This window comes from Candidatus Poriferisodalis sp. (assembly GCF_965208485.1).
GTDB lineage: Bacteria > Actinomycetota > Acidimicrobiia > Acidimicrobiales > Poriferisodalaceae > Poriferisodalis.
Map to the genome: position 1 here is coordinate 1572821 of NZ_OZ242344.1, position 15777 is coordinate 1588597.

The window sequence follows — 15777 nt, forward strand, 5'->3', positions numbered from 1 at the left end:
GCCCCGGAGCGCGTCACGAGCGGCGGCGCGACAGGATCAGCAGGGCGCCGACCAGCACGAACACGCTGCCCGCCATGTACGGGATCGAGACGAACCCGAACTCCCACGCGTACCGCACGGTGCACGGACTCGTGATGCTGCATGTCGTGGCGCCTTCGAGATCCGGAAAGTGCTGCAGCAAGTAGTGCCACGTCGACATTGCGGCACCCGCCACGCACATCGGCAGCCCGTAGCGGTACACCGTGCGGTCCCGGAACAGCAGCCCGACAATCAGCACCAGCGCCAGCGGATACATGGCGATGCGCTGGAACCAGCACCAGCGGCACGGCTCCAGATGCGCCACCTCGGACAGGTACAGCGAGCCGACCGTGGCCACAGTCGCCAGCAGCGCAGCGACTCCCACCGCCGTCCGGGCGTTGACGACGCCGCGCCCAGATGAAGCGCGGCCCCGGCGCCGCACGGCCGCCACCACGAGACCGAGCGCTGCGACATTGCACCCGATCGCCCCAGCGGCGAACAGCCGAAGCACCTGGCTCAGCGACACAGGCGTTCAGAGTGCCAGACCACCCGCCCCACATCAACGCCGAGAACCGACGCAGAGCCAACACTCGCTCGCGCTCGGGCAGCGTCGGTCGTCAGCAGACGGCCAGGAACGTCACGCAGTCACACCAAGACCGAAGCAGGAAGGCGGCACCGGGTCTCGGCACACCTGCGGCCAGCGTCGACAGTTCAGCTGCGCGAACGATCCGGCCGGCCGATCGGTATCCACAACGACACGAACGCGATGATCGCAAACACCAAGAAGAACACCAGCCCGCGCTGGTAGTAGACGATCGAGCCGGCTTCCTCCTTCAACAAGGCGAACAGACCCGCAATGCCGATCGCGGACGCCGCGTAGCGCAATGTGTTGAAGAGTCCGCTGATTTCGCCGAAGCACGAGTCGTCGACCCAGGCCAGCGCCACGCTGTTCAGCAGCGGCACGCACATCCCCCAGCCCAAGCCGAACAACACAATCGTGGGCATCATCTCGGCGAAGTAGTCGGCCTCGGCGCCCAGCCGCACCACCTGCCACCCGATGGCAATGACCTGAATGGCCGCACCGGTGCGGCACAGGGCAATGGCGTTCCAGCGTTCCCCCAGACGGCTGAAGAACACCGTGGACGCGCCGGCGACAACGGGGCCGACGGTGACGCCGAATCCCACCTGAAGCTCCGAATACCCCCAGAAGTTGAACATGAACAGCGGTCAGATGAGCCAGATCGACTGCGACGACACGCCCACCAGGAAGTTGGCGAGCTGCGTCACCCAAACACCGCGCCCTCTCAACAGGTGCAGGTTGAGCAAAGGCTCAGGATGGCGCAGCGAATTGGCGACGAACTAGGCGAATGCACCCGCTCCCACCGCCATCACGACGAGCGTGACCGGCGACGTCCATCCCCAGACGCGCGCGCCCTGCATGATCGCGATGACCAGCGCCGCAAGCCCGATCGTTCCCGCCGCGGCACCGGTCACGTCGAGACGGTGCTTGACCTCCGGCGGCGGCAACTCGGTGAGCAGGCGCCACGCCACCACGAACATCAGCACGGCGACCGGTGCGCTCACGAAGTACAGGAATCTCCAACCGACAGTGCCCAGCAGCAGTGCAGACAGGCCCGGGGCGATGCCAGCGGCGAGCGGGCCGGCGGCGGACCACAACCCCACTGCACTGGTGCGGCGCGACTCGGGGAACAGCGGCAGAACAAGACTCAATGAGGCCGGCAGGATCGCTGCGCCGCCGATCGCCTGCAGGACGCGGGCCAGATTCAGCGTCCACACCGTGGGAGCGAACGCCGAGGCAACGGCCAATCGCAGGAATCGAATATGTATTAGGGAATCGGCAACCGACTTGCCGGCCGGCGAACGCCGCTCAGCGGCAGATCGATCAACGGCCGTGGAAGACCGGCTCTCGCTTGTCCACGAAGGCCTGCGCCGCTTCCTTGTGGTCGTCGGTCTGGCCGGTGCGGATGTGGTGCGCAGCCTCCATGTCGAGGCATTCGCCCATGTCGCCATGGACCGCGCGGTTCAGGTTCTCCTTCATGTACCGGTACGCCACGGTCGGGCCGCTGGCCAGCCGCCGAGCGATGGCGCCCACCTCGTCCATGAGGCTCTCGGCCCCGAACACCCCGTTCACCAGGCCCAGCGACAACGCCTGGTCCATGTCGACCCGATCTGACAGGAAGTACAGCTCACGGGCCTTGGCCGAGCCGATCAGCCGCGACATGAACCACGTGCCGCCGTAGTCGCCGCTGAAACCCACGCGGGCGAACGCCGTGGTCATAATGGCGTTGGGCGAGGCATACCGCAGGTCGCACGCCAGCGCCAGCGACAGACCGGCCCCCGCAGCCGCACCCGGCAGCGCCGCGATGGTCGGCTTGGGCATCTCGTAGAGCTTCCCCGACGTGTCGCGCTGATTGCGCCGCTGCAGATGCACCCTCGCGTCGTACTGCAGCGCGCTGCCGCCGCTCTCGCCGCCACGGGCTGCCATGCCCTTCACGTCGCCGCCGGCGCAGAACGCCCCGCCCGCGCCGGTGAGCACCACGCAGCCCACATCGGACGCCGACTCGGCATCGGCCAGCGAGGCCACCAGCCCGGCGAGCATCTCGTTGGACATGGCGTTGCGACGCTCGGGACGGTTCAGCGTGATCGTCATCACGTCGTCAGTCACCTCGACGCCGATGTCGTCAGTCCCGGTGTCGAAGACTCGGTCAGCCATCTGCGGCCTCCTTGATCGTGTATCGGTGCGGTCGCCTGCGCCGCTGGCGCCAGCGGAGCCGGCCCCCGAAGTATCGCGAACCGCTGTGACGCATGCCCATGACTCGGCCTGCAGACCGCCGGCTGTTGCTCGTCGTCGGTCGGAAACGAACCGAGCGTCACCTCGATGACTCGCCTGTTCCCGTCGGATCCGATCAGGGGCACCTCTATGCTCGATTCGCCGACGGCGATGGTCGAACCACTGTCGTCGCCCGCCAGCGCCGCCAACGTGATCAACCCGGCCACAATCGCGCCGGCTATCGCACCGACCAGGCCGCCAGCCCTGCCAGCAGGCAGCCCCGCCGCCGCGCTGCACCGGCGCGTTCCAGAGGGAGCTGCACGCCGGGCTGCAGCGGAGGCAGTTCGGACACTGGGCCGTCAGGCTGGCTCGACTCGGCCACCGCCGCCGGCTCGGACGGTTCGGCCGCGCCGGAATCTGTGGCTTGGTCCTCCGGCTCGACAGGGGGATGATCCGGCTCAGACATCAGCGAACGGCAAGCCGCTCGGCAGCGCTCGCCGACAGGAAATCGACATTCTCACGGAACTGTTCCGTGTCGGTCTCGTCCGCATCGGCCATCACGCCCCGCAGGTACCGGTTCAGCACACCCTCTGAGATAGCAGCCAAGCGCCAGTACGAGAACGCGCGGTAGTAATCCACCGCCGAGACATCCCGCCCCGAGGCATCCGCATACCAGTCCAGCATCTGGCTGCGGGTCGCGAACCCGCCCGCTTGCGTGGGCGCCGACCTGCCCGCCGACAGCTCATCGGGCGCCACCCAGTTGTTCATCAGATAGCCCACATCGGCCATCGGGTCGCCGAGCGTGCAGAGCTCCCAGTCGAGCACCGCCACGATGTCGCAAGGTCCATGAGATTTGGCGCCGGAGATCATGTTCCCCAGCCGGTAGTCGCCGTGAACGATGGCCGATCCGATCTGGGTGGGCTTGCGAGCCTCCAGCTCGGCAGCCACCTCGTCCATGATCGGCAGCTCACGCGTCTTGGACTGTTCCCATTGGCGTTTCCATCTACGCAGCTGCCGCCCCAGGTAATCCTCCCGACGGCCCAGGTCGCCGAGACCCACATCGTCGGGCTCGATCGCGTGCAGCTCAGCCATCACATCGGCCACCCGGCGGCTCAGCGGCACGCGCTCGTCACGAGGCACCAGCGCCGACTCGTCCGCCGAATGCAGCACCGCGCCCTCCTCGTAGCTCATGACGTAGAACGGCGCCTCGTTCACGGTCTCGTCGGTGCACAGCGCGATCGCCCGAGGCACCGGCACGCCGGTCTGTCCGACTCCCGAGATGATCTTGTGCTCGCGGGCCATGTCGTGCGCGGTGGCCAGCACATGGCCCAAGGGCGGCCGCCGCAGCACTGCCGAATCGCCGTCAGCGCACCACACCCGGTAGGTCAGGTTCGAGCGCCCGCCCGCGATCAGCTCGAAGCGCAGCGGCGGAGCGGCCTGCGGGACGTGGCGGGCGAACCAGTCGCTGACCGCCGGGGCGTCGATGCCCGCAGGAGTCATCCGTAGGTGTAGAAGCCCCGACCGGTCTTGCGACCCAGCAGACCGGCGTCGCACATGCGGCTGAGCATCGGCGGCGGCGCGTAGAGCTGCTCGCGGAACTCCTCATACAGCGACTCCGCCACCGCCATCGTGGTGTCGAGACCGATGAGGTCGCACAGAGCCAGCGGGCCCATCGGGTGGTTGCAGCCCAGCACCATGCCGGCGTCGATGTCCTCGGTCGAGGCGAAGCCCGACTCGAGCATCCGCACGGCCGACAGGATGTAGGGGATCAGCAGCGCGTTCACCACGAAACCGGCCCGGTCCTGGCTGTCCACCACCCGCTTGCCGAGCCGCTCGCCCGCGAAGCTCCGGCACTTCTCGGCTGTCGCCTCGGCGGTCAGCAACGACGAGATGACCTCCACCAGGCCCATGACCGGCACCGGGTTGAAGAAATGCATGCCGATGACCTGCGAGGGCCGGTCGGTGGCCATCGCCAGCTTCATGATGGGAATGGCCGAGGTGTTGGAGGCCATCACGGCGTCGGGATCGCCGAGCACCTTGGACAGCCGTGCGAACACGTCCAGCTTCGCCGACTCGGACTCGACGATCGCCTCGATGACGAAGTCCCGGTCGGCCAGCTCGTCGAGATCCACCCCGAACGACATCGAGCCCAGTGCGGCCTCCCGCCCGGCCTCGTCCAGCTTGTCGGCGTTGACAGCGCGGTTCAGGCTCTTCTCGATGCGGGCCATGCCCGTGGCCAGAGCATCCTCGTCCACCTCGACGATCTTGACGTCGCACCCGCTTCGAGCTGCGACTTCGGCGATGCCAGAACCCATCAGGCCGCAGCCGACCACCCCTACCCGTTCAATGGACCCATTGCTAGTCACGGGGGGCAATCTACCGGCCTGCATGCGCCAGGTCCCAGCAGGCGTGCGACTCAGACTGTCTGCCGGGAGCGCTCGATGGCGTCGCTCACCGCCGCCACCACCTCGTCGGCAGTAGCGCCCGGGGTCAGCACCGCCGCCATTCCCGCCTCGCGCATCGCCTCGAGGTCGCCGTCGGGCACGATGCCACCGAGGATCACCGGGATGCTCTCGGCGCCGGCCTCTCGCAGACGCTGGGTCACCAGCGGCATCAACGCCTCGTGCGCCCCCGACAGCATCGAGATGCCGATGGCGTCGACGTCCTCGTCCACGGCGGCCGCGACCACGCTCTCGGGCGTCTGGAACAGACCGGTGTAGATGACCTCGAATCCTGCGTCTCGCAACATCCGGGCCACGACCTTCACTCCGCGGTCGTGCCCGTCGAGACCCAGCTTCGCGATCAGCACACGGGACATTGCGGCGACCCTAGCAGGGTGCTGAAAAAGCCGGTTTTCGGGCAGTTGCCGAATATGAATCCGCAGGTCAGGGGCTTGCACCTTTGGCCACACCCGCATGTTTCAGCATCCTGCTGGATGATTGCCTACTGATCCGTGAGTCCGGGGAACGGGATCGCCTCGGGCAGCGGGCCGCTGATGACGGGAGCTGCGGCCTCCAAGCCGGCGGCGAGCCGAAATGCCGTCTCCCAGCCGCTCGGGCGCGCCCCCAACTGAGCGATCGCCACTTCTGCCTCGGAGCGCAGTGCAACGGCGTCCGATGTCTCGAATGCCTCATGACCAATAGCGCGGGCGAGGCGCACGACGGTCTGGCTGAGCCGGCTGTCGGTGGCGTCGTTCAGCACCATCACCTGCTCGAACGCCGCCTCCATCGCCGGCAGGTCCGCGTCGCGAGCGTGAGCGATGGCCCGCGCCACCAAGGCGTTGCGCACGTCCACATAGGTACCGGTGCCGCTCGCCATGGCGAAACGGGACTGCTCGAGTGCATCGACCGTGCGCCCGGCGGTGGCATAGGCGATCGCCAAGCACGAGTGCAAATAAGTGGAGGGCAGATCCGCTGTCGGCACGGCCTCGAGTGCATCGATCGAATCGTGCGCGTGGCCGAGTTGCGCCAGCGCGAGTCCCAGCGAGACGTCAAGGTCGCGCTGGCCGATCACCGCTGTCTCGCCGGGGCTGGACCCGGGCTCGTGCTGCCGGTAACCCTCGGGGTGCTCCAAGCCAACCCGTGCCAGATCTTCCTTCACCATCTCTGGATGGCCCATCTGCACCGCCGCACCGGCACGGACCGCCCGGGCGAATCCCTCCAACGGGCGACCCGGCATGTCGCTGGCCCGCTGCAGGCACTCTGCGAGCATCGCCCGGCTGCGCTGCAGCTCGCCGACGGCTGCGTACGCCCGGCCCAGCAGACCCAGCGCTTGGACCTCGCCGAAGTCGCTGTGGACGTCGCGGAAGACCTGCTCTGAGGCTCTCGCCCGCTCGACGGCTTCCGCGGCCCGGCCCGCCCACAGGCTGAGCGACCCCAGCAGCAGGTCCATCATTGCCTCGGTGAACCGCTCGCCCCGCTCGTGGGCGATCCCATGCACTGAGCGAGCGAGCTGCTCGGCCTCGTCCCGCTCGCCGGAGTGGAATCGCAGGAATGCCAGCAGACCCTCGGCGGTCGCCAACCCGACCATGTCGCCGAGGTCGCTGAACCGCTCGATCGCGGTGGTGAGGCGTTCGCCGGACTCGTCGATCAGGCCCTGCTCGAACGACAGCCAAGCGAGGTTCTGCAGGCACCACGCCACCCCGCTCTCGTCGCCGAGATGCGCGAACGTGCCGTTCGCCTCGTTGATGTAGCGGTCGGCGCGAGCATATTCGCCGGCTCGCAGCGCCGCCAGCCCCCGCAATCGCAGCGACTCGGCCGCCTCGCGCACCGCGCCCTGGGTGCGGAACTGGTCCAGCGATTCGGCGAGCAGCTTGTCGGCGGCGGCGTGCTCGTCATCGGCCAGCGCCACCTCGCCCAGCACCCGCAGACCGTGCGCAACTGCCAGCCGGTTGCCGTTCAGCGTTGCGAGCGCCCGGGCCAGCTCGGCGTCGGCGTGGGCGCCGTGGAGCTCGCCCAGCCGCAGCCGGGCTGATGCGCGGCCGAGCGACATGTCGATGAGCCGCGGATCGGCGTCGCCCAGCATCTCGATGGCGCGTCGGTAGAACTGCGCCGCGGCGTAGTGGCTGTCGCGGGCAGCGGCCCACTGACCGGCCCGGCCCAGCCACTCGATCGCCACCTCGGTCATCCCGCCTTCGAAGAAATCGCCGTCGTGAGCGCCGGCGGGCCGACCGGCATCGGCGCCCAACTCCACCGCCGAGGCGAAATGATCGGCGATGAGGCCGACCGCGTCGCTGGCGGGATCATCCCGGTTCTGCGCCAGCCACAGCGCCACGTCGAGATGCCGCTCGGCCCGGTCGGCCTTGGTCAGCATGCTGTAGGCCACGTCGCGAACCACGTCGCTGCGGAACGTCCACCCGTCGGCCTCGCTGGTGAAAATGTCCTTGTCGACCAGCCGCTGGAACACCGCCGAGTCGCCCTCGCTGCCGTCGACCGGATTCGTCGCCGACACCAGCTCCAGCAGCTCACTGATCGAGCCGCCGCCCCCAAGCACCGACGCGGCATCCACCAGCCGCCGTTCGGGCGGGCTGAGGGTGTCGAGGCGGGCGGCCACGAGCCCACGCAGCGTGTCGGGCATCTCCGCCAGCGATCGTTCCTCATGGTCCGGCCGCATCCCGGGCCCCACTACACCCGACTCGCGCAGCAGGACGCACATCTCCTCCAAGAAGAACGGGTTGCCGCCGCTGCGCTCGTAGAGCTGCTCGGCCAAGTAGGCGGGAGCGTTCCCGCCCAGCAGCTCGGTGGCCATCTCGGCGGTGGCCTCGCGGCTCAGCGGGTCGAGGTTGAGCACCACGGTGCTGTGACGGCCCGGCGGCACCGTCCAGCGATGCTCGTCCATGTTCCAGCGAGCGGTCGTGATGACGACGAAGGGCTGGTTGGCCAGTGCCGCCAAGAGCTGCTCGAGCACGCTGAGCAGCCGTTCCTCTGCCCAATGCACATCGCTGAGCAGCAGGATGACGGGCTGGCGGCGGGTCAGTGCTCCCAGGAACCGGCGCAGGGAACGGAAGGTGGCCTCGGCCCGCCACTCGACCTCGGCGGGGTCGCCGCTGCCGACGCGCCCGAGCACGGCGAGCACCACATCGGTGATCTCGTCGATCTCTTCGTAGGTGATCGCACTGACCGAGTTGTCCGACTCGCCGTTGGCGGACTGCAGCACCTCGGCGACCAGCGACGAGATGCGCCGGGTGGCCACCACGGTCGAGTCGCCGGCGCTGACCTCGGCAGTCGCTGCAATGGCATCGCCGAGACATCGCAGCGGATTGGTCTCGTCATAGGGCAGCGCCATGCTCTCGAGCACCGCTACGCCATGGCGCTCGACCGCGCCCCCTGCCGCTTCGCGGGCCAGACGGGTCTTGCCCATGCCGGCCTCGCCCACGATCTGGCACAGCTGGGCACGCCGACGGGCGACGGCAGTGTCGATTGCGGAGCCCAGCAGCGCGCTCTCGAGGGTGCGCCCCACCATCTGCGACATCGACGCGCTGCGGTGCCGACCCGGCGGGGCCAGCTCGCTGCCCGCTTGGTACACCGGCACCGGCTCGTCCCGTCCTCGCAGGCCGATCTCGCCCCGCCCGGTGTAGTTCACGATGCTGACCGTGGCCGCCTGGGTCGTCGGGCCGACCAGCACCTCGCCCGCTTCGGCAAGCGTCTCCAGGCGGCTGGCGATGTTGACAGTGTCGCCCATGGCCGTGTAGTCGCCGCCGGCACGCAGCGCCCCCACCAGCACCTCGCCGGTGTTGATGCCGATGCGGATCTGCAGGTCGAGGCCGCGCTCGGCGTTGAACGCCTCCAGCGAACGCTGCATCCGGAATGCGGCACGCAATGCACGCTCCGGGTCGTCCTCATGAGCGATGGGCGCGCCGAACAGCGCCAGGATCGCGTCGCCGATGATCTTGTCCACCGTGCCGCCGAATGCGGTGACATCGGCCACGAGCCGCTGAAAGCACTGGTCGATGAGGTGCTTGAGCTCTTCAGGGTCAGCGGCCTCGCTCATCGAGGTGAACCCGACGAGATCGGCAAACAGCACCGTAACGACGCGGCGTTCCTCGGTCTGCACGAGCAGCTTGCCGCAGCTCGGGCAGAAGCGTGCGCCCTGCGGGAGGGGGGTAGCGCAGGCAGGGCACGTCATCGCGGCATTCTAGAAACGACACCGGAAACCGGCCCGCTCTCACTGATGCGCGATGGCATCCAGGATGTTCATGCGGCCGGCGCGGCGGGCCGGCAGCACTGCAGCCAGCAGGCCCGCCAGCGCCGCAGCGGCCACGTAGATGGCAAGGGTCCCGAAGGGCACATCCACCGTGGTGATGAACGAGTCCGGTGTGGCCAGCGAGCCGGCCACGCCGAGCACCGTGCCGACGACGACGCCCATCAGGCCGCCGAACGTGGCGACGATCGCAGCCTCCCACCGCACAGCCCGCCGCAGCTGGCGCCGGGTCATGCCCACCGCCCGCAGCAGGCCGATCTCCCTGGTGCGTTCGAATACCGACAGTGCCAGCGTGTTGGTGATGCCGACCAGGGCAATCACGAACGACAGGCCCAGCAGCACCGTGATCACGGCGAAGATCGAGTTGACCAGGCTTTCATTGGCCTCTCGGAACTCGGCCCGGTTCTCGCCGATGACGCCGGGGTAGCCGGCGACAACCTCCGAGATGGCGGCTTGGCTTCGCTCAAGCAGATCAGCCTGACGCTCCGCTTGACCAGTCACAACTGCCGTTCCGAACCGGTAGTCACGGCGGCTGAGGTGCTGCTCCCACAATGCGTTGTCGATGAGCCAGTTGCCGTAGATGACAGCGTCGGTATAGATCGCCGTCACCGTCAGCGTCACTGTCTCGTTGTCGGGAAAGGTCGCCTCCAGCGTGTCCCCGACGGCGACGCCGAGATCTTCGGCGGGGTCGACGTGCAATGCCACGCCGGTGAGCGGGTCGCCGGCAGCGATCGACCCCGAGATCACCCCACCGTCCAAGTGGCGCTCCACCGCGTCGAAGTCGGCGCTGACGAGGTCGCGGATCTGGCCGCCCACAGACATGCCGCTGAACGCCACCCGGTAACCGACGACGCTCTCGATGATGTCCAAGGCATCGAGATCGTCCACGACCTGCGCCGGGAATCCGCTGGCGGGGTCGAATGGCGACTGGTCGTTCCGCACGAAGAAGTCAGCCTCGACGGCATCGGTGAGCGCATCGGCAACCGTGTTGCGCACCGAGGCGCCGACGACCGCTGTGGTCGCCATCAGCGTGACGCCGATCATGAGCGCGCCCGCAGTCGAGGCGGTGCGCCGCGGATTGCGGGCCGCGTTCTCACGTGCGAGCTTGCCGGCACTTCCGAACAGCGCCTGTATGGGCTTTCCCAGCACTCGCACGACCGGCCGGGCGATCGCCGGGCTGCTGGTGTTGATGCCCACGAAGGTGACCAGCGCGCCGATGCCCGTCAGCGCCAGCACGGCGGTCGTGCCGCCCGCCCCTGCCATGCCCAGTGCCAGGCACACGACGCCGACAACGGTGATCGCCCCGCCCACGGCGACCCGGCGGCGCCACCCGCTGCGCTCGATGCGGTAGTCATGAGACAAGGCGGCGACCGGCGTGATGCGGCGTGCCCGCATCGCCGGCACGATCGAGGCCACCATCGTGACGCCCATCCCGATCACGATCGCCAGGATCACGGTGCGCAGGCTCAGCACGAGGGGACCTGACGGCAGCCCGAAACCGCTGGCTCGGATGATCGCTCGCATTCCCACGCTCATTGCCATGCCGATGCCGATGCCGACCGCGGTGCTGAGCAATCCCACGACGGCCGACTCGACGACGATCGAGCGCGACACCTGCTTCGGCGTGACGCCGACAGCCCGCCACAACCCGATCTCGCGCACGCGCTGGGTGACGACGATCTGAAACGTGTTGTTGATGATGAACGCCGACACGAACACGGCGATGAAGGCGAACACCAGCAGGATCGCGGTGAAGACGTTCAGGACGTTCTGGAACTGCTCCGTTTGCTCCTCGGCGGCGATCTCCTGGGTGATCACCTCGTAGTCATCACCGATCGCAGCCCCGACGGCGGCCCGGACCCCCTCGACCTCGCTGCCGCCATCGACCAGCACTCGAATCTCCATGAGCTGGTCCCCGAAGCCCAAGAACCGCTGCGCCGTGTCGTTGTCGAACACCGACATCGTCTGCCCGAGGCTGGTGTTGGCATCGGGCGAGCCGAAGTTGAAGATGCCCACCAGCTCGAAGGTCTGCGTACGGATCGGCCCGTTGATGGTGTAGGTCTGCCCGACTTCGAGGTCGTTGCCGGTCGCCGTGGTTGCGTCGACGACGAACTCCCCGGGTCCGTCGGGCGTACGGCCCTCGATGACGAAGAACACCCGTGACGAGAAGTTCAGCCCCAGCGTGGGAGGGCCCTGCGGCCGGATCGCGTTGCCCTCGCCGTCGACGACGACGACATTGCGCGCCTGCACGGTGCCGCTGGCCTCGGCCACCCCGTCGACGGCTGCGATGTCTGCCAGCAGCGAATCGGGGATCGTCGGCCGGTCAGTCTCGTTGCCGATCTCCTGGCGAGCGCGCACTGTCAAGTCGGTCTCGCCGGCGATGTCCTCCGCCAGGTCGCCGAACGTCGAGCGCAGGCTGTCGGTGAGCGCGAACGTCCCCACTACGAACGTCACGCCGATCACGACTGACAGCGTCGTGAGCGCGAAGCGGATCTTCTTGTCGAGAAGGTTCCGCAGGGCGAGCTTCAGCACGGCGTCACCCTCCCTGCATCTGTCCGACGTGCGTTACTCGTCGGCGATGGCGTCGAGCACGTTCATCCGGCTGGCCCGGAACGCGGGGAACAGCGCCGCAATCAGCCCGAACCCCACAGAGATCAGCAGGAAGAACACGAGCTGGCCGATCGGCGCCGACACGCCGTCGATGATGTCGGCGGGGATCGCGATGGCGGTGGCGACGCCGAAGGCCGCGCCCAGCACCACGCCGACCACCGCGCCGTACAGCGAGACAGCGGCGGCCTCCCAGCGGATCATGCGCCGCATCTGCCGACGGGTCATGCCGACCGCGCGCAGCAGCCCGATCTCACGGATGCGCTCGAACACCGACAGCGTGAGCGTGTTCACGATGCCGACCAGCGCGATCAGCAGCGCGAAGCCCAGGAACACGTTCACGAGCACGAGCACCGTGTTGAGGTTGGACTCGATGCTCTCCTGGAACTCCTGGCGGTCCTCCAGCACGGCCTGGGGGTAGCCGTTCAGCACCTCGTCGATGGAGGCGCGGGCGGCCTCGGGGTCGTCGATGGCCGATTGCACCATCACGACGTCGTCGAACTGCGCCGCGGATACCTGCTCGTGCAGCGTGCTGTCGATGAACCAGTTGCTCCAGAATCCGCTGCCCTCGAAGATGGCGGTGACCGTGGTCGTGACACGGTCACCGCTGACGAAGGTCAGATCGACCTGATCACCGAGCCACAGGCCGTCGTTGGCGGCCACGTCGCTGTGGATCATCAATCCCGTCAGGGGATCAAAGCCGGCCAAGTCGCCCTCGGTCACGCCGATGTTGATCACCTCGTGGAGGTCTTCGATGCGCGCCGCCGTCAGGGTGGTCTCGATCACGGTTGGCACCTGCAACGCATCCGCTTCGATCTGCACGAGATCGAAGTCGAATCCCACTGGGGTGCCGATGCCGGCAGCGCGGATGTCGGAGGCGAGTGTCTTCGGCAATCCGGCTTGCGTGTCCGCGGTCACGATGAAATCGGCAGTGAACGCGCTGGAAAGGCGCTCGCCGAAGGACACCTTGAGGGACTGACCCACGATCGACACCATCGTGACCAGCGCCAGGCCGATCGTCAGCGCCACCGCGGTAGCCGACGTGCGCCGCGGGTTGCGGGCGGCGTTGGCGCGCGCCAGGCGGCCCGAGATCGGCATCATCCACACCAGCGGCCGCGCCAGCAGCGACACCACCGCTCGGGCCACCAGCGGACTCAGCACCGACACCGCCACGAAGGTGATCGCAGCGCCGGCGCCGAGCGTGGTGAGCTGCGGTGTTGCACCGTCGAAGTCGTAGAACAGCCCCAAGCCCGTCAGCACGAGACCGATCGCCAGCAGCAGCCCGCCGCTCGCCAGCCGCTTCCAGCCGAGGCTCGCAGCCTCCTCGCTGGTGGTGCCCTCCGCCAGCCCGGCCACCGGTGAGATGCGCGAGGCCTTGATGGCCGGCACCAGCGATGCCACGACGGTGAAGCCCACGCCCACCACGAGAGCCCACAGAACGGTCCGCAGCGTCAGCGGCAGTGCGCTTTCGGGCAGCGATGCACCGAGCGCGTTGAACAGGCCCTTCAATCCGAGGGCGCCCAGCATGCCCAGACCCAGCCCGGCCACCGAGGCGACCACGCCGATGATCGCCGACTCGGTCAGCACCGACCGGCGCACCTGCTGGGGCGTGGCGCCGACTGCGCGCAGCAGCGAGAGCTCTCGCACGCGCTGGCCCAGCACGATGTTGAACGTGTTGGAGATGATGAACATGCTCACGAACAGCACGATGAACGCGAACACCAGCAGGATCGTCTGGAATGGCCCGATGATGGTCTCGGTGCCTTCGCTGAATTCCTCGGCGGACTCGTCGGCGGTGATCACTTCGACGCCGTCGGGCAGCACCGCTTCGATGCGGCTGCGCACCTCGTCGATGTCGGCGCCCGCCTCGGCGCGGGCGCTGATCTGGTTGAACTCGCCGGGAAAGCCGAGCACTTCTTGGGCGGTCGCCGTGTCGAACAGCGAGAAGATGGCGCCGATGCCGGCGTCATCGGGAAAGCCGAACTGCGCTGTGCCGGTGAGGGTGAACTCACGTGGTCCAGTGGGCGTGACCACCAAGTAGGTGCCGCCGATCTCGAAGTCGTAGTCGGCATAGGAGTTGACGTCGAGGGCGAACTCGCCGTCGCCGACGGGCCAGCGGCCGTCGATCAGGAAGAACTGCGACAGCGACTCGTCTTCGAGCCAGTTGGAGCCTGCCGCCGGCGGCCCGAAGGTGGTGACCGCCTCGCCGCTGCCGTCCACCGGGATCACGCCGTCCACGAAGAACCCGCCTTTGGCGATCTCCACGCCGTCGACGGCAGCGATGTCGTCCACCAGCTCGGCAGGCACCGGTGGTACATCGGCATCGAAGATGTCGCCGAAGGGCAGCTCGCCGCGCACCGTGTAGTCGGTGCCGGTGTTGATGTCCTCAGCGAGCTGGTCGAAGCCCGAGCGCAGCGAGTCGGCAGTGACGAAGGCCGCCACCACGAAGGCCACGCCGATGACGATGGTGAGGGCGGTGAGCGCGAACCGGATCTTGTGAGCCAGCAGCGATTTGATGCCGAGTCGCAGCATGGGAGTCAGGTGCCGGCTACGCGCCGAGCTGGTTCATGTGCGCGCGGATGCGCTCTGGCGTGGGGTTGTCGAGCTCGTCGACGATCTTGCCGTCCACCAAGAACACCACCCGGTCGGCGTAGGACGCCGCGACCGCGTCGTGGGTCACCATCACGACGGTCTGGCCCATCCGGTCGACGGCGCTGCGCATGAAGCCCAGGATCTCGGCGCCGGTGTTGAGGTCGACGTTGCCGGTGGGCTCGTCGGCGAAGATCACCTGCGGCTTGCCGGCCAGCGCCCGGGCGACCGCCACGCGCTGCTGCTGCCCGCCCGACAGCTCGCTGGGCCGGTGCTTGAGACGGTCGGTCAGGCCGGTGGCTCCGACCACCTCATCGACCCAATCGATGTCGCCCTTGCTGCCGGCAAGATCCATGGGCAGCATGATGTTCTCGATGGCGGTCAGCGTCGGGACCAGGTTGAACGCTTGGAACACGAACCCCACGTTGTCCCGGCGAAGCAGCGTGAGATCGCGTTCGGACAGCGTGGACAGGTCGGTCTCGCCGATGAGCACTTGGCCCTCGGTCACCCGGTCCAGTCCCGCCATGCAGTGCATCAACGTGGACTTCCCCGAACCCGACGGACCCATGATCGCGGTGAACTGGCCGCGCTCGAAGGTCACGTCGATGGCGTCGAGGGCGCGGACCGCAGTCTCTCCCGAGCCGTAGATCTTGGTTGCAGCTATCGCTTGTGCGGCTGCGTGGGTAGGCGGAGCTGAGACAGTCGCCGAGTCAGACACAGGGCCTCCAGAGATTCGACAGCCGACCGGCAACTCTACGCATCTACGCACGCCGACTCACGGCTCATGTTCAGGTTTCTCTCAGGCTGAAGGGCGACGCGTTCGATGCATCGAATTTCGCTGCATCGAATAGTGAACTCTTGCTACATTCGACTGGTGGAAAATGCTCCATTCAGGTGGCGGGTGGAGCGCAGTGGCTGACTTCCTCAGACCCCACGGATACCGGGACCGCATCGGCGAGACGCTCTTGGGGCGGGCGCTGGTCGCCGTGCCGATGGTGCTCATCGAAGGCGCCAAGAGTTTCGGCAAGACCTGCTGCGCGCCCATCTCGACACCGCCGAACTGGGCATCAGCC

12 protein-coding genes are annotated in these 15777 nt (G+C 67.9%); all 12 read right to left on the reverse strand.

Translation table 11 applies throughout. The features are described 5' to 3' along the window. Positions 1–13: 13 nt before the first annotated feature. Complete coding sequence (locus ACOGXQ_RS07305) at positions 14–544, reverse strand: disulfide bond formation protein B (RefSeq protein WP_419946750.1); 531 nt, start codon at positions 542–544, stop codon at positions 14–16. A gap of 185 nt (positions 545–729) precedes the next feature. Beyond that, positions 730–1236, reverse strand: coding sequence for a hypothetical protein (locus tag ACOGXQ_RS07310; RefSeq protein WP_419946751.1), 507 nt, complete (start codon positions 1234–1236; stop codon positions 730–732). Positions 1237–1377: 141 nt separating this feature from the next. Beyond that, a complete protein-coding gene (locus ACOGXQ_RS07315; protein ID WP_419946752.1) occupies positions 1378–1815 on the reverse strand; it encodes an MFS transporter in 438 nt (145 codons plus the stop codon). A 106-nt stretch (positions 1816–1921) separates the two neighbouring features. Beyond that, on the reverse strand, positions 1922–2752 hold the full coding sequence (locus tag ACOGXQ_RS07320; RefSeq protein ID WP_419946753.1) for an enoyl-CoA hydratase-related protein: 831 nt from the start codon (positions 2750–2752) through the stop codon (positions 1922–1924). Between the two features lie 295 nt (positions 2753–3047). After that, positions 3048–3275, reverse strand: a complete 228-nt coding sequence (locus ACOGXQ_RS07325; RefSeq protein WP_419946754.1) for a hypothetical protein — start codon at positions 3273–3275, stop codon at positions 3048–3050. Next, positions 3275–4309 (reverse strand): phosphotransferase family protein, encoded by a 1035-nt coding sequence (locus ACOGXQ_RS07330; RefSeq protein WP_419946755.1) that lies wholly within the window; start codon positions 4307–4309, stop codon positions 3275–3277. Before ACOGXQ_RS07330 ends, ACOGXQ_RS07325 begins: the two co-directional genes overlap by 1 nt. Beyond that, positions 4306–5199 (reverse strand): 3-hydroxybutyryl-CoA dehydrogenase, encoded by an 894-nt coding sequence (locus ACOGXQ_RS07335; protein ID WP_419946756.1) that lies wholly within the window; start codon positions 5197–5199, stop codon positions 4306–4308. Before ACOGXQ_RS07335 ends, ACOGXQ_RS07330 begins: the two co-directional genes overlap by 4 nt. Before the next feature lie 26 nt (positions 5200–5225). Continuing rightward, positions 5226–5627: a cobalamin B12-binding domain-containing protein gene (locus ACOGXQ_RS07340; protein ID WP_419946757.1), complete on the reverse strand. Its 402-nt coding sequence runs from the start codon at positions 5625–5627 to the stop codon at positions 5226–5228. A 125-nt stretch (positions 5628–5752) separates the two neighbouring features. After that, positions 5753–9433, reverse strand: coding sequence for an adenylate/guanylate cyclase domain-containing protein (locus tag ACOGXQ_RS07345; protein ID WP_419946758.1), 3681 nt, complete (start codon positions 9431–9433; stop codon positions 5753–5755). Between the two features lie 39 nt (positions 9434–9472). After that, entirely contained in the window at positions 9473–12040 is a 2568-nt protein-coding gene (locus ACOGXQ_RS07350) for an ABC transporter permease (protein WP_419946759.1), read from the reverse strand. Positions 12041–12073: 33 nt separating this feature from the next. Beyond that, positions 12074–14647, reverse strand: coding sequence for an ABC transporter permease (locus ACOGXQ_RS07355; RefSeq protein WP_419946760.1), 2574 nt, complete (start codon positions 14645–14647; stop codon positions 12074–12076). Positions 14648–14663: 16 nt separating this feature from the next. Next, complete coding sequence (locus ACOGXQ_RS07360; RefSeq protein ID WP_419946761.1) at positions 14664–15422, reverse strand: ABC transporter ATP-binding protein; 759 nt, start codon at positions 15420–15422, stop codon at positions 14664–14666. Positions 15423–15777 lie beyond the last annotated feature (355 nt).